The sequence below is a fragment of the Fortiea contorta PCC 7126 genome (genome assembly GCF_000332295.1).
GTDB lineage: Bacteria > Cyanobacteriota > Cyanobacteriia > Cyanobacteriales > Nostocaceae > Fortiea > Fortiea contorta.
This window is the reverse complement of sequence record NZ_KB235930.1, coordinates 134,937-153,108: the sequence shown is the minus strand read 5'-3', so window position 1 is coordinate 153,108 and position 18,172 is coordinate 134,937. Positions and strand designations below refer to the sequence as shown.

25 protein-coding genes are annotated in these 18,172 nt (G+C 44.6%); 2 read left to right on the top strand and 23 right to left on the bottom strand.

Features of this window, described 5'->3' with window-relative positions:
• Window positions 1-52 precede the first annotated feature (52 nt).
• The 17 genes from rpsE to rplC all read right to left on the bottom strand — a co-directional run bounded on the left by rpsE (window position 53) and on the right by rplC (window position 8,727).
• Window positions 53-580, bottom strand: a complete 528-nt coding sequence (gene rpsE, locus MIC7126_RS0100780) for a 30S ribosomal protein S5 (protein ID WP_017651209.1) — start codon at window positions 578-580, stop codon at window positions 53-55.
• A gap of 67 nt (window positions 581-647) precedes the next feature.
• Window positions 648-1,010 (bottom strand): 50S ribosomal protein L18, encoded by a 363-nt coding sequence (gene rplR, locus MIC7126_RS0100775; RefSeq protein WP_017651208.1) that lies wholly within the window; start codon window positions 1,008-1,010, stop codon window positions 648-650.
• Window positions 1,011-1,012: 2 nt separating this feature from the next.
• Window positions 1,013-1,561: a 50S ribosomal protein L6 gene (rplF, locus tag MIC7126_RS0100770; protein ID WP_017651207.1), complete on the bottom strand. Its 549-nt coding sequence runs from the start codon at window positions 1,559-1,561 to the stop codon at window positions 1,013-1,015.
• Between the two features lie 116 nt (window positions 1,562-1,677).
• Window positions 1,678-2,079 carry a 30S ribosomal protein S8 gene (gene rpsH, locus MIC7126_RS0100765; RefSeq protein ID WP_017651206.1) on the bottom strand — a complete coding sequence of 134 codons (402 nt, stop codon included), beginning with the start codon at window positions 2,077-2,079 and terminating at the stop codon, window positions 1,678-1,680.
• Between the two features lie 20 nt (window positions 2,080-2,099).
• Window positions 2,100-2,648, bottom strand: a complete 549-nt coding sequence (gene rplE / locus MIC7126_RS0100760) for a 50S ribosomal protein L5 (protein WP_017651205.1) — start codon at window positions 2,646-2,648, stop codon at window positions 2,100-2,102.
• Window positions 2,649-2,788: 140 nt separating this feature from the next.
• A complete protein-coding gene (gene rplX, locus MIC7126_RS0100755; RefSeq protein ID WP_017651204.1) occupies window positions 2,789-3,139 on the bottom strand; it encodes a 50S ribosomal protein L24 in 351 nt (116 codons plus the stop codon).
• Window positions 3,139-3,507, bottom strand: a complete 369-nt coding sequence (rplN, locus tag MIC7126_RS0100750) for a 50S ribosomal protein L14 (protein ID WP_017651203.1) — start codon at window positions 3,505-3,507, stop codon at window positions 3,139-3,141. The genes rplX and rplN overlap by 1 nt, the downstream gene beginning before the upstream one ends.
• 41 nt (window positions 3,508-3,548) lie before the next feature.
• A complete protein-coding gene (gene rpsQ / locus MIC7126_RS0100745; RefSeq protein WP_017651202.1) occupies window positions 3,549-3,800 on the bottom strand; it encodes a 30S ribosomal protein S17 in 252 nt (83 codons plus the stop codon).
• Between the two features lie 6 nt (window positions 3,801-3,806).
• Complete coding sequence (gene rpmC / locus MIC7126_RS0100740; protein WP_017651201.1) at window positions 3,807-4,037, bottom strand: 50S ribosomal protein L29; 231 nt, start codon at window positions 4,035-4,037, stop codon at window positions 3,807-3,809.
• A gap of 4 nt (window positions 4,038-4,041) precedes the next feature.
• Complete coding sequence (gene rplP, locus MIC7126_RS0100735) at window positions 4,042-4,467, bottom strand: 50S ribosomal protein L16 (protein ID WP_017651200.1); 426 nt, start codon at window positions 4,465-4,467, stop codon at window positions 4,042-4,044.
• A gap of 90 nt (window positions 4,468-4,557) precedes the next feature.
• The gene (gene rpsC, locus MIC7126_RS0100730; RefSeq protein WP_017651199.1) at window positions 4,558-5,316 is read right to left on the bottom strand and encodes a 30S ribosomal protein S3; all 759 of its coding nucleotides are present in this window, start codon (window positions 5,314-5,316) and stop codon (window positions 4,558-4,560) included.
• 49 nt (window positions 5,317-5,365) lie between these two features.
• A complete protein-coding gene (gene rplV / locus MIC7126_RS0100725) occupies window positions 5,366-5,719 on the bottom strand; it encodes a 50S ribosomal protein L22 (protein ID WP_017651198.1) in 354 nt (117 codons plus the stop codon).
• Between the two features lie 50 nt (window positions 5,720-5,769).
• Window positions 5,770-6,048, bottom strand: coding sequence for a 30S ribosomal protein S19 (gene rpsS, locus MIC7126_RS0100720; protein WP_017651197.1), 279 nt, complete (start codon window positions 6,046-6,048; stop codon window positions 5,770-5,772).
• 147 nt (window positions 6,049-6,195) lie between these two features.
• Window positions 6,196-7,059 carry a 50S ribosomal protein L2 gene (gene rplB / locus MIC7126_RS0100715; RefSeq protein WP_017651196.1) on the bottom strand — a complete coding sequence of 288 codons (864 nt, stop codon included), beginning with the start codon at window positions 7,057-7,059 and terminating at the stop codon, window positions 6,196-6,198.
• A gap of 4 nt (window positions 7,060-7,063) precedes the next feature.
• On the bottom strand, window positions 7,064-7,378 hold the full coding sequence (locus tag MIC7126_RS0100710) for a 50S ribosomal protein L23 (protein ID WP_017651195.1): 315 nt from the start codon (window positions 7,376-7,378) through the stop codon (window positions 7,064-7,066).
• Window positions 7,371-8,006: a 50S ribosomal protein L4 gene (gene rplD / locus MIC7126_RS0100705; protein ID WP_017651194.1), complete on the bottom strand. Its 636-nt coding sequence runs from the start codon at window positions 8,004-8,006 to the stop codon at window positions 7,371-7,373. The genes MIC7126_RS0100710 and rplD overlap by 8 nt, the downstream gene beginning before the upstream one ends.
• A gap of 88 nt (window positions 8,007-8,094) precedes the next feature.
• A complete protein-coding gene (rplC, locus tag MIC7126_RS0100700) occupies window positions 8,095-8,727 on the bottom strand; it encodes a 50S ribosomal protein L3 (protein ID WP_017651193.1) in 633 nt (210 codons plus the stop codon).
• 893 nt (window positions 8,728-9,620) lie between these two features.
• Between rplC and ndhN the strand changes: the two genes are divergently transcribed.
• Entirely contained in the window at window positions 9,621-10,097 is a 477-nt protein-coding gene (ndhN, locus tag MIC7126_RS0100695) for an NAD(P)H-quinone oxidoreductase subunit N (RefSeq protein ID WP_017651192.1), read from the top strand.
• A 154-nt stretch (window positions 10,098-10,251) separates the two neighbouring features.
• Window positions 10,252-10,794 carry a DUF3172 domain-containing protein gene (locus MIC7126_RS0100690; protein ID WP_026099938.1) on the top strand — a complete coding sequence of 181 codons (543 nt, stop codon included), beginning with the start codon at window positions 10,252-10,254 and terminating at the stop codon, window positions 10,792-10,794.
• A 129-nt stretch (window positions 10,795-10,923) separates the two neighbouring features.
• Here the strand turns inward: MIC7126_RS0100690 and MIC7126_RS0100685 are convergent, their stop codons facing one another.
• The 6 genes from MIC7126_RS0100685 to ntrB all read right to left on the bottom strand — a co-directional run bounded on the left by MIC7126_RS0100685 (window position 10,924) and on the right by ntrB (window position 18,169).
• Window positions 10,924-11,736, bottom strand: coding sequence for an AMIN domain-containing protein (locus MIC7126_RS0100685; protein WP_017651190.1), 813 nt, complete (start codon window positions 11,734-11,736; stop codon window positions 10,924-10,926).
• Window positions 11,737-11,852: 116 nt separating this feature from the next.
• The gene (locus MIC7126_RS0100680; RefSeq protein WP_017651189.1) at window positions 11,853-12,362 is read right to left on the bottom strand and encodes a hypothetical protein; all 510 of its coding nucleotides are present in this window, start codon (window positions 12,360-12,362) and stop codon (window positions 11,853-11,855) included.
• Window positions 12,363-12,366: 4 nt separating this feature from the next.
• Window positions 12,367-14,553, bottom strand: a complete 2,187-nt coding sequence (locus tag MIC7126_RS0100675; RefSeq protein WP_017651188.1) for a cation:proton antiporter — start codon at window positions 14,551-14,553, stop codon at window positions 12,367-12,369.
• 455 nt (window positions 14,554-15,008) lie between these two features.
• Entirely contained in the window at window positions 15,009-16,316 is a 1,308-nt protein-coding gene (locus MIC7126_RS0100670) for a CmpA/NrtA family ABC transporter substrate-binding protein (RefSeq protein ID WP_017651187.1), read from the bottom strand.
• Between the two features lie 146 nt (window positions 16,317-16,462).
• The gene (locus MIC7126_RS0100665; RefSeq protein ID WP_017651186.1) at window positions 16,463-17,251 is read right to left on the bottom strand and encodes an ABC transporter ATP-binding protein; all 789 of its coding nucleotides are present in this window, start codon (window positions 17,249-17,251) and stop codon (window positions 16,463-16,465) included.
• Between the two features lie 96 nt (window positions 17,252-17,347).
• Complete coding sequence (ntrB, locus tag MIC7126_RS0100660) at window positions 17,348-18,169, bottom strand: nitrate ABC transporter permease (protein ID WP_017651185.1); 822 nt, start codon at window positions 18,167-18,169, stop codon at window positions 17,348-17,350.
• Window positions 18,170-18,172 lie beyond the last annotated feature (3 nt).

Below are 18,172 nucleotides of genomic sequence, written 5' to 3'. Positions count from 1 at the left end.
CCCTAAACTTTAGTCTCTAGTCCCTACCTTCCAACTCAGGACAAATGACTGTTTAGATGGTGTAGAGATTTTCTATTGGGACGCCCCGATCTTCAGCAACTTCGCTCAAAGTCCGCAGAGTAGATAAAGCGTTAACTGCGGCTCTGGCATTATTAAGCGGGTTGTTGGAGCCGAGTTGCTTGGCGAGGATGTTACGCACTCCGGCCAATTCCAGTACAGTGCGGACAGCGCCACCGGCAATTACACCAGTACCGGGAGCGGCTGGGCGCATGATCACCTTAGCACCACCACCAGTACCATCAATGGGGTGGGGAATTGAATTAGATTTGGTGATGGGGATATCAATCAGGTGTTTTTTACCATCAGCAACACCTTTTTTGACGGCGCCAATTACATCTGAGGCTTTACCTACTCCCACACCGACTTGACCGCGTTCGTTACCGACGACAACGATCGCCCGGAAGCTGAGTTTTTTACCTCCTTTAACGACCTTGCTGACGCGGCGAATCTGAATGACTCGTTCTTGCCAGGTGGTTTCTTCTTTTTTTGCGCGGTTAGTTTTACGACGACCAGTTGCCATAATTAATGCTCTCTATTAATCAAGGGTTAAGAGTCAAGAGTCTAGTGGATTTGGAACTTTTGACTGCTTAGAAATCTAAACCCGCTTCACGGGCTGCATCGGCTAGGGCTTTGATGCGGCCATGATAGAGGTTCCCACCACGGTCAAAGACAACTTTGGTGATGCCTTTTTCGAGCGATCGCAATGCAATTAATTTACCAACTTGCGCCGATGCTTCACAGTTAGATCCACAAGCCAAGGCTGATTTCAAATCTGGTTCTACACTTGAGGCGGCGACTAAAGTATTTTGTTTAGTATCATCAATTACTTGAGCATAGATGTGCTCATTGGAGCGAAATATAGCTAACCGGGGACGGTCTTGAGAACCGTTGACTTTGCCCCGAACGCGCCGATGGCGGCGCTGTTTTGATTCTCTACGAGTAAGTTTCATTTTTATTTCTTACCACTCTTACCAGTCTTACCAGCTTTCCGTCTGACCACTTCACCTGCATAGCGGATACCTTTACCTTTGTAAGGCTCAGGTGGTCGCACGGCACGAATTTTCGCGGCTATATTGCCGACAATTTCTTTGTCATAGCCACTGACTATCACGTTAGTGGTGCCTTCCACTGCAAATTGAATGCCCTCTGGAGGCTCAATTTGCACCTGATGGCTGTAACCCATGTTTAAAACTAGGTTACGGCCTTGAACTTGTGCCCGATAACCAACACCTTGAATTTCTAAACGGCGCTGGAAACCTTGGGAAACTCCTTCTACCATGTTGGCAACCAAAGTCCGGCTCAAGCCGTGCAATTGCCTAGATGTGCGGGTTTCATCCCGACGCGTTACCTGTAAAACCTCGCCTTCTTGGGAGACGATGACGTTAGCTGGTAAATTGCGAGAAAGTTCGCCTTTGGGGCCTTTCACCACAACTTTTGTACCGTCAATCGCCACTTGGACTTTGGCGGGGATTGTAATTGGGCGTTTACCAATACGAGACATGATTTTGCGTCCTTTGTCCTTTGTTATTTGTCCTACCCTTCGGGAAGTTGCCCTCTGGGCATCTGTGTTATTTGTCCTTTGTCTTGCACTAATGACAAATGACCGATGACAAATGACTACCAAACGTAGCAAAGCACTTCACCACCCAAGTTCTGACGCCGCGCTTCCCGGTCTGTCATGATGCCACTGGATGTGGAAATGATGGCGATACCGATACCGCCTAGTACTCTCGGTAATTCTTTTCTGTTGGAATAAACACGCAAGCCTGGTTTGCTCACGCGCTTTAAGGCGGTGATCAAAGGTTGACGATTCTTACCCTTGTATTTCAGGGGAATCACTAGGTTACGATTTATTCCTTCTCCGGATTCTTCAAATTCAGAGATAAAGCCTTCATCCCGCAGCACTTTAGCAATACTACGAGTCATTTTCGTAGCTGGCACTAGTGTAGTTTGATGCCTTGCCAAATTGGCATTGCGGATGCGCGTGAGCATATCTGCAATTGTGTCGTTAGCCGCCATCGTTTCCTCTATAGATGAACTTATTGATCGCGAAAGGGCATTCCTAATTCTTTAAGCAAGGCGCGGCCCTCTTCGTCGCTTTTTGCTGTGGTGATGATGGAAATATCCAAACCACGTACTTGGTCGATGTTGTCGTACTCGATTTCTGGAAAAATTAGCTGTTCTCTGACACCGAGGGTGTAGTTACCGCGACCGTCAAAGCTTTTGGGGCTAACGCCGCGGAAGTCCCGAATTCTGGGTAGTGAGAGACTGACGAGGCGGTCGAGAAAGGCGTACATCCTTTCGCCCCGGAGCGTGACCATAATCCCGACTGGCATACCTTGACGGATTTTAAAGCCAGCGATCGCTTTTTTCGCCCGTGTCACTACTGGTTTTTGTCCAGTAATTACAGCAATTTCGTTTAAGGACGCTTCTAAGGACTTCGCGTTTTGAGCCGCTTCCCCTAAACCTCGGTTCACAGTTACCTTGACCAACTTGGGTACTTGATGAATGTTGGTGTATTGAAACTGATTGGTCAGCTTGGGGACGATTGTCTCTCGGTATAAGGTTTTGAGTCTTGTTGTCGCCATAGTTTTTTTCTTGATTACCCCTGGGCTGGGTCAGGGAACAAAAAGTATCAAGTATGAAGTATAAAGTATGAAATCTGACTGTTTGATTGTTCTCCTCTCAAAGAAGCTCGGCGAACAGCCTTTACACTCAATCTTCATCTCTATTTATCGAGAATTTCGCCTGTTTTTTTGAGTTTCCGTACTTTCTTACCTTCAGCAGTGAAGGTATAACAGATACGGCTGGCGACGTTTTGCTTGGTGGAATAGAGCATGACGTTAGAGCTATGAATGGGGAATTCTTGGGTGACTATGCGCCCTGATTCTCCTTCTTGCTGGGGCTTGACATGCTTAGTTTTAATATTCACACCTTTGACAAGGACTTTACTTTCTTGAGGCAGTGCTTTAATCACTTCGCCTACTTTACCTTTGTCTTTGCCGGCAATCACTTGCACGGTGTCGCCAGTTTTGACGTGCATTTTGTGGAATTTAGGTTTTTCTTTTTGCTTCGCCATTACAGCACCTCCGGCGCCAGAGAAACGATTTTGGTGAAGTTTTTGTCGCGCAGTTCCCTAGCCACTGGGCCAAATACCCGTGTGCCTCTGGGATTACCATCTTTGTTAATAATTACTGCGGCGTTGTCATCGAAACGAATGCTCATGCCGCTGTCACGATTGATACTTTTTCTGGTGCGGACAATGACTGCTTCTACCACATCAGACTTTTTGACAGCCATGTTGGGTTGAGCATCTTTGACAACGGCGATAATTTTATCGCCCACGCCGCCATAACGACGATTACCAGCACCTAAGACGCGGATGCACATTAGTTTGCGGGCACCACTATTATCGGCAACATTTAAATAGCTTTGGGGTTGGATCACAATTTATCTCCCTTGTAGAGTTGTTAATTTGATAACAACTATTAAGTTGTGGCTTTGGTGTTGAGGATTTCTGTGATTTGCCAGCGCTTGGTTTTGCTCAGTGGTCTGGTTTCCTGAATTCGCACGCGATCGCCGACTTTACATTGATTTTCTTCGTCATGGGCTTTATAGCGCCGGGTTTGCACTACAATCTTGCCGTACTTGGGGTGAGGAGCGCGGTTTTCCACGGCGACTACCACCGTTTTTTGCATTTTGTCACTCACTACCAAGCCAACTCGTTCTTTGACTGCCATAATCTCCTACTTTTCTGCGTTAGCCGATTGACTTGCTGCTGCTCGTTTGCGTTCGCCCTCTACTGTTAACAACTGGGCTAAACGATGGCGGGCGTGTTTGAACTGGTGGGGCTTGTCTAGTTGTCTGGTGGCTTTTTGCAAGCGCAGGTGAAATAACTGTCTTTTGACAGCAGTAATTTCCTCAACCAGTTTCTCGTCACTTAATTCTCTTGCTTCTGAAATTTTGGGAAGAGGCATAACCCTACTCCTGTTCCTGTATTTGAGGGCGCACAATAAATTTGGTTTTAATTGGCAGTTTGTATGCAGCCAAGCGCATAGCTTCACGGGCAATTTCTTCAGAAACGCCGGCGATTTCAAATAAAATTCGCCCTGGTTTGACTACAGCGACCCAAAACTCTGGCGAACCTTTACCAGAACCCATCCGGGTTTCTGCGGGACGCATAGTAACAGGTTTATCTGGGAAAATCCGAATCCAAATTTGCCCACCCCGGCGGATATAGCGGGTCATAGCTCGACGGGAAGCCTCGATTTGTCGGGAGGTGATCCAAGCTGGCTCTTGAGCTTGCAGAGCAAAATCACCAAAGTTGAGGGAGCTACCACGGGCTGCTAGACCCTCCATCCGTCCGCGCTGCTGCTTGCGGAATTTAGTTCTTCTAGGACTTAACATGACTATGAAGTATGAAGTATGAAGTGTGAAGTATGAGGTATGAAGTATGAGGTATGAATTTTTCTTGTTTCATCCTTTAGCTTTCATACTTCATCCTTCATTAGAACGGTCTTCAAATTGCTGGCGACGGCGTTGCTGTTGACGACGACGGGGTTCACGTTCGCGGGTAGAAGGTTGTTGGGGTGTGGTTGTTTCCTGTCCGGGAATAATTTCGCCCTTAAATACCCAAACTTTGATACCCAAGATGCCGTAAATAGTTTTGGCTGTGCAGTAAGAGTAGTCAATATCAGCCCGTAAGGTGTGTAGTGGTACTCTACCTTCACGAGTCCATTCTGTCCGGGCAATTTCTGCTCCGTTTAGCCGACCGCTGACTTGAACTTTAATGCCTTGAATACCAGCTTTTTGAGCGCGGAGGATGGCTTGGCGCACTACACGTCGGAAGGAAACGCGGCGTTCTAATTGTTGAGCAATGTATTCAGCGATGAGATAAGCGTCTGCATCGACTCGCTGCACTTCCACGACGTTGATGCGAATTTGCCGATTGCTACCCAAGAGTTCTTGGAGTCCGGTACGCAGTGATTCAATTCCTTGTCCACCACGACCGACTACTACCCCTGGTCTAGCTGTGCGGACTTCTAGGTCGATTTGGTCGGCTTTGCGCTCAATTCTCACTTCGGAAATACCGGCGTTGTTTTGAGCGAGTCTACCGAGTTTTTTTTCGATGTATTGACGGAGTTTGTAGTCTTCTTGCAGAAGTTCTGGATAGCGGTCAGGAACTGCAAACCAACGGGATTGATGCTCTTGTGTAATACCCAGACGAAAACCAACTGGATGAATTTTCTGTCCCACGAATGCTTCCTCTAAAATTTCTAACTTTAGGCAATTTTTGTGTATGAGCTTATTTAGCCGGGACACCAACAGCTACGGTGATATGACATGTTGGTTTGCGAATTTGATAAGCTCGACCTTGCGCTCTGGGTTGGAACCGTTTCAATACGGGGCCTTGATCTGCGTATGCCTGAGTGATGAGCAATTCTGCTCGGTCTAATCCAGCGTTATGCTCGGCATTAGCTGCGGCGCTCCTGAGTACTTTTAATATGGGTTCAGTGGAGCCGTAGGGCAAGAATTCGAGGATGATTAACGCGTCTCGGTAGGTTCGTCCCCGGATTTGATCAAGTACACGGCGCACTTTGAACGGGGAGACTCGGATATAACGAGCGATCGCTTTAACTTCGGTTGTATCGTTTGCCATATTTTTTTCCTTTTGTCAATGGTCTTCAAATCATGACTACTGACTTATGACTATCTCCCTGATTTTTTGTCACTTTTGCCATGACCCCTGTAGGTGCGTGTGGGAGCGAATTCCCCTAGCTTGTGTCCTACCATCTGCTCGCTGACAAAGACTGGCACATGTTGGCGTCCGTTATGTACAGCTATGGTGTGACCTACCATCAATGGCAAAATTGTTGAGGCTCTCGACCAAGTTTTAATAACTTGTTTTTCGTTTTTAGCGTTGAGTTTTTCGATTTTGCTGAGTAAATGATCAGCAACGAAAGGACCTTTTTTAAGAGAACGACCCATAGTCAAAAATGAAAGTTAAAGGATGTTCGCGTAGCGTCTCCTCTCGGAGAAGGTGAAAGAAGAATCAAGATTTCAGGATGAAGGCGCCAAGAAATATTATTTGCTAGCGTCCTATTTCATCCTGCATCCCTCATACTTCATACTTTCTTAAGATTCACGACCACCACGACCGCGTTTAGAAGATTTACGGCGACGGCGGATAATCAATTTGCTGCTGGCTTTCTTGGGTTTGCGTGTCTTTGCTCCCAAGGTTGGTTTACCCCAAGGTGTGACTGGCCCTGGTCTACCGATGGGCGCTCTACCCTCACCACCACCATGTGGGTGATCTACGGGGTTCATCACACTACCTCTCACCTTGGGACGGCGACCCTTCCAGCGATTGCGTCCGGCTTTACCTGCACTCAAGTTTCTGGCGTCGGTGTTACCTACTTGACCGATGGTGGCGTAGCACTCGCGGCGAATTAAACGTACTTCACCTGAAGGTAATTTCAGTGTGACGTAATTACCTTCTTTAGCTACTACCTGGGCGGTAGCGCCAGCCGAACGGACGATTTGTCCGCCCTTCCCAGGTTTGAGTTCGACGTTGTGAACACTAGTACCCAAGGGAATGTTTGCTAGTGGTAACGCATTTCCATTTTCAAAAGGCGAATCTGGCCCCGCAATGACGGTGGTGCCGACTTTCAAGCCGTTGGGTTGGAGAATATAGCGCTTTTCGCCATCTTGATAATATAACAAGGCGATCCGGGCATTCCGGTTAGGGTCATATTCAATGGCAACGACTGTTGCGGGAATTCCTCGCTTGTCTCTTTTAAAGTCAATGATGCGGTAAAGCTGTTTGTGTCCGCCACCCCGACGACGGCTAGTAATCCGTCCCAGGTTATTTCGACCTTTGGGGCGATGGACATATTCAGTTAGCGATTTTTCCGGCTCGGTTTTAGTGATTTCGGCAAAATCGGAAACTATAACTTGACGAGTACTGGGGGTATAAGGGCGATAAGAACGAGTACCCATTTTTTTACACCTCTGGGAATAGAACTTGTCTGACCTTTTCTACGTCCCCAGGGGCGATAGTAACGATCGCTTTTTTATATTGGGGCTTGTAACCTATAAATTTACCAACCCGGCGCTTCTTCCGTGGTGGGATTGATGTATTAATTTTGACAACTTTGACTTGAAATAAGTCTTCAATTGCTGCTCTGATTTGTGGTTTGGTAGCTTTGAGAGTGACTTCAAAGGTGTATTTGTTCAACTCCATCAGGATTGTCGCTTTCTCGGTGACGATGGGGCGACGCACTAAATCGGGCAGGTTGCGGGGGTCAAACTTAGCCACTGTAGACCTCCTGAATTTTTTCTATGGCTGATGTGGTCAGGACAATTTTGTCAGCGTGGAGCAGGTCGTAAACGTTGAGCTGGTCGGCGGGAATCAGTTTCAAATTTTCGATATTACGGGCTGATAACTCGACGTTTTCGGTGATTGCCGACAGAATTAACAATGCTTTCTGCTCTGGTACTGCGCCCCAACGAGCTAGGGCGGCTACTAATTCTTTTGTTTTGGGGCGGGATGATAGCTGTTCGCTAAATTCTTCTACTACAATCAGGTCGTCAATGCGACTGACTAGGGCTGTTCGTAGTGCTAGACGGCGTTCTTTGCGGTTTAATTTGAGGTGAAAATCTCTGGGTTTGGGGCCGAAAATGACACCACCACCACGCCACAGGGGTGAACGAGTCGAACCCGCACGGGCCCGACCGGTGCCTTTTTGTCGCCAGGGTTTACGACCACCACCTCTGACTTCGGAACGAGTTTTTGTACTGGCGGTTCCTTGGCGAGAGTTGGTCATTTGTCTGACCAAGGCGCGATGTACGATGTGTGCCGCTGTTTCCTCTTTGGCAACCCGCAAGTCAAAGCTAGTCTCGCCGACTTGCTCTCCTTGCCAATTTTTCACTATACTCTCACTCATCTTTGTTCTTTGTCCTTTGTCATTTGTCATTTGTCAAAAGTTACTTGTCATTTGTCTTTGGCAGCGACTCATGACTCATGACTCCTGACTATCCCACTCGTTTTGCCGGGACGATGCTGACTAGAGCGCCTGGTTTACCGGGAATTGCTCCTTTAATCAGCAGTAGGTTGCGTTCTGAGTCAACTCGCACTACGGTCAATTTGCGAATTGTGATCTGCTTACCGCCTAAACGACCTGCCATGCGTTTACCAGGATAGACACGTCCTGGTGTTGTACCCGCACCGATGGAACCGGGCGCTCTGTGGTTTTTGGAACCGTGTGACATTGGCCCTCGACCGAAGTTATTGCGCTTTTGGTTGCCGGCAAAACCGCGACCGATGCTTGTACCAATTACGTCTACAATTTGACCTGCACTAAAAATATCTGCTTTAATCTCTTGACCTAAAGCATAATCACCCGATGTTTCGGTGTGATACTCACTCAAGTGGCGTAATGGTGGGGCAGACGATTTCGCTAGATGTCCTAGCAAGGGTCTGTTGAGCGCCTTTGGCTTGACTTCACCATAGCCAACTTGAATGGCGGCGTAACCGTCGGTCTGTTTCGTTTTAATTTGTGTAACGGTGCATGGCCCCGCTTGGACGACAGTAATAGGAATTGCTACTCCTGCTTCGTCAAAAATTTGGGTCATGCCCAGCTTGGTGCCGAGAATACCTACAGACACAGTTACTGGCTCTCCTTAATCTATTTGCTAACCTTGGAATCGGACTCTAGAAGACTGGCTTTTTAGGCTGCGGTGGAGATGGAACGAGTCTCTAAAATTTAGAGCGACATCAGACGCTCTAATTTCTCCGAGACGTAAATAGCCATGTTTTCACTGTTTGGTGAATCCGTTTATTTTCACTCATTTTGTCACCAGAACAGCCATCAGTGTCTTCCCGTGGGGAAGGAATAACTTCTGGAATTAAGGCAAGGCTTGAGAGCTTTGCGCTTTGTGCAGCAACGCTTTCGTCCAAGCATTTGCTTAGGCACTTTCTGGCGGCAGTGGTTTAGGAGATTTGCTCACACTAATTACAGCCACTGCCGTGTTGTAGTTGGACTTAAGCGTTTTTTCGCCCAGTATCCTGTAACTGAGGCTGATGCAATGCTACAAACCAACATTACCGCTCAGTTTCTACTTCACTAAACACATTAAACTATAGCTCATGGTTTTGCTTGTCTCTTGGGAGCTATAGGAGTGAACTTTCCCTGGAGCTTGCTTTGGCTGTGTTTTTTCAACCGCTAGCTCCTCTTGTTTGACCTGAAAGCCTTTTTAGTTTACCAGTCTATTGCTAATCTCAGTTATCTGCGTCCGTTTCCGGAATACATAATTAGCTTTTAACGCTACTATTAACTTCGATTACCAAATAAAATGATATCCTAATTTTTACGTTTGGTCACAATCTAACAATATAAATTATTTGTTTACTTTTGTCCAGATTTTTATTATTCATGGGTCAATGCCGCTGATTGAACAGCATAGAGTCAGGTTAATCTCATTTATCAGTTAGTTATCTAACTTAATCATCGCTTCCCGGTCAATAATATAGATATCTAGGTGGGACAGAACGAAAATCTATGGCACTAATTACCACTGGCAACACTTTCATTCGGGAACTAGAAAAAGCTGGTTCTCTCGGTGTTTATGTACCTCTGGAAGGGGGTTATGAGGGTCGGTATCGACGCCGACTGCGTGCAACTGGTTACATCACTCTTCATATTACAGCCAGAGGATTGGGCGATGTAGCGGCCTATCTTACCGGAGTTCACGGAGTAAGACCACCTCATTTAGGTAAAAAAACTACTGGGAGTGGTGCAGCGGTAGGTGCGGTATATTATTTGCCTCCTATCGTTGGCTATAACCTAGAACAGTTACCGCCACAGTCCAAGGGTCTGGTGTTATGGATTATTGAGGGACATATTCTTTCTCAGCAGGAGTTGGAATATTTGGCAACTTTGCCGAGTTTAGAACCCAGAGTAAAAGTAGTAATTGAGCGAGGAGGCGATCGCATTTTCCGGTGGGCGCCTCTGGAAAAAACGCTTTTAGCTGGTTAGTCTGGTGTGATTTAGTCGGTGGTCAGTTGCTTGATGGTACTGACCATTGACTAAAAAGTCCCAGCCAATTCTAGTCAATTCTAGGCATACTTAAAGGGGGAGCGCAGTCTAAAAAACTCCCCTCTATCCGAGGCGTGAAGGTGACTAAGCGACAATGAGACGTACATCGACTAGTAGATCGTCGGCTAATAGTTCCAGATCATCTGGGTTCCAATCATCAATGTTTAATCTGACTACCATCGCCATTTTAGGCGGGGTGTTTGTGTTGGGAATTGGTATTGGCATTGCTTTTAGCTCTACAACCACTTTATCCCCATCCAATGTGGCTTCGCGGGAATTCATTGATACTAAAGCGCCAAATCCGGAAATTTGCGTGCAGTATGGTGCTAGCGCGATGGTGATGGATGCGAGGCTGTTTGTGACTCTCAACCCCTTTAATGTCTATGTTTCTCAACCGAGTATGCGTCCCGGATGTGTACTCCGTCAAAATAACTGGGCGCTTTTAGAGCAAAGAAAGCTGGTGACATCAGATCAGGTAAGGGAATGTAAGAATCGCCTCAATACCTTTGGTTTTACTGGTAATTTGGACAGTGACAAACCTGATATTAGATGCATTTACCAAAATGAGTCTGCACAAAACTTCTTCATGTCGCAACCAGGAGCGGTAGCACCACCTTTGGACACGGAAAGATTCTAAATTGAAGAGTGAGGGGAAGATTCTTTTTTGTGTCCCCTTGCTTTCAATTTGTGAACAACTTAAAAGGGAACTCTTAACGGGGAACAGGCAAAAGGGAAATCCCTATAATTAAAATTTAGAAATGAAGCATTAGTATCTAATTTGCGGTATGGGTTGTCCGAACTCGATGATTGTGGTGCCGGGGACTGTGGGTGTGGGAAAATTAGGTTTAGCGATCGCTCCAGGATTCTGAAAATTCCCCGCTGGCTGAGAGAAAGTTGGTGGAGGAAGAATCGGACTAGGTAGTTGAGAGGAGTTATTAGGCGTCAGGGGTGGGACGGTAACAAATGGCTGTTGTGGGTTGGTATTTGTGGATGATGGTAGGGGATTAAGTGGTTGGGGGTAGTTGTATGAGCTGGGCGGTAAGTTAGGGGCTGTTTGGGCATAATTGTAGGGGCTAATTGGTACGTTTTGCGGTGTTGGCGGGTAGTTTCTTGGTTGCAAAGAGTGACTATAACCCCGAATGAATGGACGTAATACCCAGCGAGTGGGGTTTTGGGGAGAAATTGGTCTTAGTTGTAGTTGCTGCGGGTCAGAGAAGTTTCCTGGCGCTAGGTCTAAAACAATGCGAGTGATACCTGCGTTTAATTGGGAAACGCGAACTGTTTGGATTGCTCCTGAATAACTTTGTTGGGCGGGTACGTAGCCTAATTTAGTGTCGGGTAAATCGACGACGATGCGGGGGGGTTGGGCTAAGTAGAAATGGTGGGGGGTGACACCTGCGGAAAGGGTGAATTCTAGTTGTATGGCTTCTGGGTAGAAGCGCCAATCGTTGAGTTTAGCTAGTGGTGCTGCTATTGGTTGAGCGTTGCTGCTACTGGGTTGTAGCAAAATGGCTGTAGATAAACTGAATAAGCTGATTTGGAATTGGTGGAACCAGGGTGAATGGATTTTTTTTCTCATTTTTGTTTCACGCAGTGTCGCGGAGAGTAGGAGTTGAGAAGAGTTGATTTTTGCATTTCATATTCCAATTCAGCAATGCCAAATCAAGATGGTGGTAATGAACTACTATGAGTTAGTTAATGGGTGTTGGATGATGATTCTGGTATTTGTGGGAAGGCGTTAAATTGCAGAGATTGTGGGACACCGTTAATGTTTATTTGTCCTGTGGGAGTTTTGGGATTTTGGAATTGCATTTGCAAGGTGGTTGAGTTTGCTAAAGTATTTTGGGTGGGAATAATTTGACACAGAATGGCTGTATTAATGTGTCCAGATAAGTTTAATTGTTGGTGCTTGAGGATTCCTGTGAGTGAGTTTTGGTGATGATTGGTTGCAGGTTTGATGTTGCTATTTGCTGGTAGTAATGAAGCGTTGATGTAAATGCCTGATTGTTGAATATTTAAGATGAGGTCTGTTGGTTTTTCACAGTTGGGTAAATTTTCTGCAAGCATGAGACGATAGCGATCGCTAATTGTCGGTGCTGGTTGCAGATGCTTTTCTCCGTAGAGGGTGACGACTTTAAATAACAACAGCACTGAACTGATGGCTACGCCATAAAATGCGAGGGATTTGTAATGGAAATGATTCATGATTTCACTTGCTGAGTGCGGATTCTGGAGTGCTGACATCAGGAAGTACAGAGGCTAGATGGGAGGTAACTTGACTGTAGCGTCGGGTAATGAGTAAGGAGGAACGACATTCAATAGCTAGCTGGTCTGTGTATCTTCCTAGGGTTTGGCGCTCAATTCCCCAGGTGCGACTGGTACCAGCAATGGTCAAATCAACGCTTTCAGAGGCGGAGACTAAAGCTTGAATTGGCTCTGGGGCTTCGATGATGTTGATGGTGATGCGATCGCGTACACTGGTGGGCAATTGTCCCATCATTGTCTCTAGTTCATAACTAAGTTCATCTTTAACTTGATTTTCTGAGACTACCTGTAAAATCTGCAACATGCATGTATCTTGATTAATCAACAATCTCAGCGCAAGTATCAATGCTAAATCGTCATGGATGTTTGCAGAGTAGGGGACTAACAAGCTTTCTAACCGTTCTCCACCCCGATCGACGAATACGGCGACATCTACGGGTGCGGTGGTAAGAATTTGACCGACTCTTCCCCCTAAACGATTGCTACTGAAGGCTGGGCGGTGCCATCCTACTAAAATTAAATCAGCTTGCTCAATTTGTGCTATGTGTGCAGTTTCTCTGGCGACGTTGCTGGAAATGCGGACTATAGGGTGTACATAAGCCCGTGTGTCTGGCGGTTCGAGAGTGTTAATTAATTCTTCTAGCTGCTGATGACGGTGGGCGATTAAGCGGTTGGCTTCAAGTGGGGTACTTTCAAAAGCGTAGTCTTCTTCAAATTCAATCAGGTTAAGGGGATGGACTATAGCAGATTTCTGGTTGTTGAGGGTAATACTTGCGCCGGGTTGCGCGATCGCTACTGCTAACTGCACGAGTCCTTTTTGGGTGCTAGGATTAGCTATTGGGACTAAAATTTTGTATTCTTTGCTGGTGGTGGTTTCGGTTTCTAATTCTGGTTCCACCACGTCTAACCTGATGAGTCGCTTGGGATATGTCCACTCTAACAGTGGCGAGGTCATAAATGTGGTGACTAAAGCCATAATCACCAGCATGGTAAACAACAATGGAGAAATAACCTTTAACTCTAGGCCAATATTCAGTACTATCAGCTCTGTCAAACCGCGAGTGTTCATTAACCAACCGAGGGCTGAGGCTTCGCGGTTATTAATTCCACTGACACGGGCTGCTACATAAGTACCTACATATTTACCAGCGATCGCTACTAGTAATACTAAGGCACATAATGCCCACAAATCCGGGCGATTGAGTAAACCTATCTCTGTCCGTAAACCGCTGAAGGCAAAAAATATTGGTAGCAAAAATACTAAAACAAAATCTTCGGTTTTTTCGGCTAATTCTCTCACTAAATCGGCATTTTTGGGCATGGCTGCGCCTAGTAAAAAGGCGCCAAATATCAAGTGAATGCCAATTAGTTCGGTGATGAGGGCGGAAGCAACTACCGCCATGTAAATTAAAGCCACTAATAGCTGGCTCAGGCGTCCGGTGCGTTCATAGTAAGCGGCTAGGCGTTCTAGGAACCAACGACCCACAGTCAGCATGAAACCGATATAAACTACACTTTCAACGATGGTGGGTAATGCACTAAGGATACCACCACCTCTAGCCACGGCGATCGCTACTGCTAAAACACACCAAGCTGTGACATCATCTACCGCTGCACAAGTTAGCGCTAGTGTTCCTAGGCGCGTTCCCTGTAAATTATTTTCTGTAATAATCCGTGCTAAGACTGGGAAAGCGGTAATGGACATCGCTGCCCCTAAAAACAGCGCAAAGGCGGTAAAAGAAACGCTACCATTAGAAACGAGCGGATAAAGCAGTATTGCCAACACCGTTCCTAAAGAAAACGGTACTAAAATACTCACGTGAGAAGTTAAGATAGCTGTTTCTAATTGACCACTGAGGTATTTAGGATTTAGTTCTAGCCCAATCAGAAACATAAAAAATATCAGTCCCACCTGAGACAAAACATTTAAGAAAGGTATCGTTTCTGGGGGAAATAAATTAGCTGCTACTGATGGCGCAATTAAACCAAATAGAGAAGGGCCAAGCATAATCCCGGCGACAATCTCACCAATAACTAATGGTTGCTTAATCGATTTAAATGCTAATCCTACTAGCCGAGACAACCCAATAACAATCAGCACTTCAACCAGAACGCGAATAACTGTGTGCATGGTTTCCTTGAAAGCGACTACCTGATTTCCCTAAGATAATTCTTGAATTTCTGGGAAAATGTCAAGTGCAGAATGAAGGATGAAGAATGAAATTACTTTAGCTATGAAGCGAAAAGTTTGCGCCCCTGTTACCCGGACGCACAAAACTTTTCAAGACAGGGATTTGTATAAATCAAGAAAAATTTATTTTTTTCCCTGACTATGGCTTGTAAAAATTATTACTTTATCCTTACTTCCGTCAACCTTTTGAGAACAAGATATATTTGCACTTGTTAAGTACGGTCATATCCTGCGGGAACGGCCTTACAATGCCACACATCGCATTTTTTTTCAAATTAATATTAATTATTGTTACAAAGATGTAGTCAAAAAGACTGCTGCAATCTTTTTGAAATTTGTATAACTAAGATTTTTGCTAATTTATCACTGCTAATCTTTAATTCCTCACCTATCTACTACGTAGCTATCCTAATTTTGGGAGCACGAAGATAAGCTTGGGGATTTTCTGGGTCAAATTCCAAACCATTAAAAAACTTTTCAATACCACGGGATGTGCTAGCAGGGATAGCCGCCTCTTGGCCGATTAGTTTAGCAGCTTCTCGCCACAAATCTTCACGATTGACGGCATCAATTAAAGGTTTGGTAGCAAAATCAGGAGAACGATAACCCCAGCGCATATCTTCAGTCAAAAACCACAAGTCGTGACTTTTGAACGGATAGGAAGCAGAATCACGCCAATATTTAATGGCGTGGGGGCTATTTTCTACCACCCGTCCATTACCGTAATCAAATTTACCTAATAAGCGATCGCGCAGTAATTCACTTTTGACACCAATCCACTCCCGCTGAGATACAATCTGGAAAAGTTCCTCTTTATTTTCTGGTTTATCGCACCAGATTTGCGCTTCCATAACCGCCGCTAATAACGCTTTAGCTGCTTGAGGATATTTATCAACCCATTGTGCCCTAACTGTAAATCCTTTTTCTGGGTGATTATTCCACAACTCCCCAGTTGTCACAGTTGAATACCCCAATTTTTGTTTAATTAATCGATGGTGCCAAGGATCAACTACAGCGAAAGCCTCCATACTTCCACTCCGCATACTCGCAACCATTTGTGGCGGTGGAATCACAATAATTGATGTATCTTTATCCGGATCAATACCACCATAAGCTAACCACCAACGCATGAAAAAATCGCCTGTAACCCGACGATAAGGAACTGCACAACGGACAGTTTCACCACTTTGAGTTTTCTTAGCAAAAGCTGCTTTTAATGGTGAACTATCGATGCCAATTTTTAAATCTTTATAAGTATTAGCAAGAGATATTCCTTGTCCATTAACATTCATTCTCGCCAGGATATACATAGGAATTTTCCGTCCATAGGTGATTTCTCCTGTGGACATCAAATAAATCATTGGAAATAGCAAATGTCCCCCATCCAAGCCATCATCAGCCGCGCCTAACATCAATTTATCGCGCATCACAGCCCAAGACGGCTGCTTCATCACCTTGACATTAGGCATTCCATACTGAGCAAAAAAGCCTTTAGCTTTAGCAATAATTAACGGACAGCAACTCGTCACCGGCACAAATCCTAAAGTAGCGGTTGTCACTTCTGGACTATTACCAGAACTTGAATAAACACGATTTTTTAAGTTAGTAGCAGGGACGTTAGCAGTAGAGCTATTAGTTAAGGTGTGAGTTAAAATCGTCGCACCAGCGGCTGTGATAAATTTTCTTCTATCAAGCTTTGTCATAAGAATAATTAAAATTTGAAAGTCTTAGTTTTTAGGGGTTAGAGGTTAGGGACTAGGGATGGGCATTTTTATCTTAATTGCAAGGGGTTAGGGTCTAGAGGTTAGGAATTAGGGAAACACATTTTTGTTGTTTCTTCAAACCATTCTTAAATGTGTTTAACTTGTTCTTGTTTTTGCAAAAATTGCATCATTTGTTGACGCAAAACTTCATACTCTGAATGTTTTTTAACTTCTAGAGAGCGAGGATGTGCAAAAGGAATATCTAAAATTTGACCAATAGTTGCAGCCGGGCCATTTTTCAACATGACTACTTGATCGGAGAGTAACAAAGCTTCATCAACATCATGAGTTACCATAATAGTTGTGATATGACAAATGTCGCAGATCCGCATCAATTCTACTTGCAAAGAACCGCGAGTTAACGCATCTAAAGCACCGAATGGCTCATCTAATAAGAGCAATTTAGGCTGAATTGCTAAAGCCCGCGCCAAGGCGACTCGTTGTTTCATTCCTCCAGAAAGTTGTGCTGGTTTCTTTTGTGCTGCATCTTTTAAACCAACCATTTCTAAATGAGAACCAATGATTTGACGCCGTTCAGTTTGAGATTTATGACCCATGGCTTTATTAACAAATAGAGCGACATTCTCCCAAGCAGTTAGCCAAGGTAGCAGAGAATAATTCTGAAATACTACCATGCGATCGCGGAATGGTCTTTTAACTAACTGTCCATCGACTTGGACAGAACCATGTGTCGGTTTTTCCAACCCGGCGACAATATTTAGCAGTGTAGATTTACCACAACCAGAATGACCAATTAGAGAGACAAAATCTCCCTGTTTGATTTCTAAGTTAATCTGATTGAGAACAATATTTTTACTGCCATTTTGCAGAACAAATTCTTTGTCTATATCCTTGATTTCTACAAAACTAGACATAGTATTTTCTAGTGCTGATTGTTTTTTGATGGTATATCTTGTGAAGATGAGGAGCTTGAGCTTGAGTCTCTGCCAAGTGTTTATAAATTAGATTAATTATTCTTGAGGAGTAACTTTGACAGAGATATAAACCATAATTTTGTCTAACAATAAACCAACTATTCCCAAGTAAATGATTGCTAAAATGATTTCATTAATATTGGCATTATTGTAAGCATCAACAATAAAAAAGCCAATACCATCATCAGAAAGCAGCATCTCTGCAGCTACAACAGCCAACCATGATAACCCGAGAGCAATTCTTAGCCCAGTGAAGATATAAGGTAAGGTTGCTGGGAGCAGAATCTGAAAAAAGTTTTCAAAAATCGATAATCCTAATACCCTGGAAACATTGACATAATCTTTGGGTATAAGCTGTACACCCAAAGCGGTATTAATAATAACCGGCCAAATAGCCGTGATGAAAATTACAAAAATTGCCGAAGGATTTGGTTTGAGAAAAATAGCCTGAGCCATCGGTAGCCAAGCCAGAGGTGCGACAGGTCGGAGTAATTGAATTATGGGATCGATTGCACTTTTAAAAAATTTATTCGTGCTAATGACAAAACCGATAGGAATTCCCACAATAGCTGCGAGTAAATAACCTAAAGCGACTCTTTTGAGGCTAGCGAGAATCAACCAAAAAAATCCTTTGTTATTTCCGCTTTTATAAAAAAAAGGATCTTTAATTAGATCCCAAGTTTTAGTTACAACTGTAAAAGGAGAAGGTAGAGAGGTATCAGGGCGCAGACTCAATAAATGCCAAATAATTAATAAACAGAAAATACCTACTAAAGATGGAAAAATTTGTTTGGTTTTCCGAACAAGTATCTGTTTAACTTGCTCAAACAAACTCTGATTTTTGACTTCTAGATGCATTAA

Bases quoted from the DNA above. Each gene is read 5' to 3' on its own strand.
- rpsE (WP_017651209.1), bottom strand. From the start codon at position 580: ATGGCAACTGGTCGTCGTAAAACTAACCGCGCAAAAAAAGAAGAAACC.
- rplR (WP_017651208.1), bottom strand. From the start codon at position 1,010: ATGAAACTTACTCGTAGAGAATCAAAACAGCGCCGCCATCGGCGCGTT.
- rplF (WP_017651207.1), bottom strand. From the start codon at position 1,561: ATGTCTCGTATTGGTAAACGCCCAATTACAATCCCCGCCAAAGTCCAA.
- rpsH (WP_017651206.1), bottom strand. From the start codon at position 2,079: ATGGCGGCTAACGACACAATTGCAGATATGCTCACGCGCATCCGCAAT.
- rplE (WP_017651205.1), bottom strand. From the start codon at position 2,648: ATGGCGACAACAAGACTCAAAACCTTATACCGAGAGACAATCGTCCCC.
- rplX (WP_017651204.1), bottom strand. From the start codon at position 3,139: ATGGCGAAGCAAAAAGAAAAACCTAAATTCCACAAAATGCACGTCAAA.
- rpsQ (WP_017651202.1), bottom strand. From the start codon at position 3,800: ATGGCAGTCAAAGAACGAGTTGGCTTGGTAGTGAGTGACAAAATGCAA.
- rpmC (WP_017651201.1), bottom strand. From the start codon at position 4,037: ATGCCTCTTCCCAAAATTTCAGAAGCAAGAGAATTAAGTGACGAGAAA.
- rplP (WP_017651200.1), bottom strand. From the start codon at position 4,467: ATGTTAAGTCCTAGAAGAACTAAATTCCGCAAGCAGCAGCGCGGACGG.
- rplV (WP_017651198.1), bottom strand. From the start codon at position 5,719: ATGGCAAACGATACAACCGAAGTTAAAGCGATCGCTCGTTATATCCGA.
- rpsS (WP_017651197.1), bottom strand. From the start codon at position 6,048: ATGGGTCGTTCTCTTAAAAAAGGTCCTTTCGTTGCTGATCATTTACTC.
- rplB (WP_017651196.1), bottom strand. From the start codon at position 7,059: ATGGGTACTCGTTCTTATCGCCCTTATACCCCCAGTACTCGTCAAGTT.
- rplD (WP_017651194.1), bottom strand. From the start codon at position 8,006: ATGAGTGAGAGTATAGTGAAAAATTGGCAAGGAGAGCAAGTCGGCGAG.
- ndhN (WP_017651192.1), top strand. From the start codon at position 9,621: ATGGCACTAATTACCACTGGCAACACTTTCATTCGGGAACTAGAAAAA.
- MIC7126_RS0100690 (WP_026099938.1), top strand. From the start codon at position 10,252: ATGAGACGTACATCGACTAGTAGATCGTCGGCTAATAGTTCCAGATCA.
- MIC7126_RS0100685 (WP_017651190.1), bottom strand. From the start codon at position 11,736: ATGAGAAAAAAAATCCATTCACCCTGGTTCCACCAATTCCAAATCAGC.
- MIC7126_RS0100680 (WP_017651189.1), bottom strand. From the start codon at position 12,362: ATGAATCATTTCCATTACAAATCCCTCGCATTTTATGGCGTAGCCATC.
- MIC7126_RS0100675 (WP_017651188.1), bottom strand. From the start codon at position 14,553: ATGCACACAGTTATTCGCGTTCTGGTTGAAGTGCTGATTGTTATTGGG.
- MIC7126_RS0100670 (WP_017651187.1), bottom strand. From the start codon at position 16,316: ATGACAAAGCTTGATAGAAGAAAATTTATCACAGCCGCTGGTGCGACG.
- MIC7126_RS0100665 (WP_017651186.1), bottom strand. From the start codon at position 17,251: ATGTCTAGTTTTGTAGAAATCAAGGATATAGACAAAGAATTTGTTCTG.
- ntrB (WP_017651185.1), bottom strand. From the start codon at position 18,169: ATGCATCTAGAAGTCAAAAATCAGAGTTTGTTTGAGCAAGTTAAACAG.